Origin of the sequence: Halobellus sp. Atlit-38R, assembly GCF_003665925.1 — an archaeon.
Taxonomy (GTDB): Archaea; Halobacteriota; Halobacteria; order Halobacteriales; family Haloferacaceae; genus Haloquadratum; species Haloquadratum inordinatus.
Map to the genome: position 1 here is coordinate 1 of NZ_QXIJ01000219.1, position 506 is coordinate 506.

At 75.7% G+C, this 506-nt stretch carries 1 protein-coding gene; it reads left to right on the forward strand.

The genetic code is table 11. The annotated features are described in order from the left end of the window. On the forward strand, positions 1-506 hold a 506-nt coding region (locus tag D3D02_RS19040), incomplete at both ends, for an alpha/beta fold hydrolase (protein WP_121571364.1).

Here is a 506-nt window from a genome sequence, read left to right on the forward strand (position 1 = left end):
GTCCCCGGCTCCTGTTACGGGACGACGGGGCCCGCCAGCGAGCGGCGCGCGGACCTCGACCTCCGCGAGGAGCCCGACCACGACCGTTGGGGGACCGCGTTCCCGCCGGTCCAGGTCGAGGACTGGGCGCGCGCGCAGCGCCGCCTCCTCGACCGCCTCGGCGTGGGGCGGCTGCGCGCGGTCGTCGGCGGCAGCGTCGGCGGGATGAACGCCTTAGAGTGGGCGAAGCGGTACCCGGACGACGTCGACCGCGTGGTCGCCATCGCGACCGCGGGGCGGCTCGACGCGCAGTGCCTCGCGCTCGACGCGGTCGCGCGCCGCGCGATCCGCGCCGACGACGACTGGAACGGCGGCGACTACTACGGCGACGACCGGCCGGACCCGACCGAGGGGCTCGCCATCGCCCGACAGATCGGGCACGTCATGTACCTCTCGAAGGCGTCGATGGAGCGGAAGTTCGGGCGCCGGTCGGCGGGCCGCGACTCCTTGACGCGCGAGGACGGCGA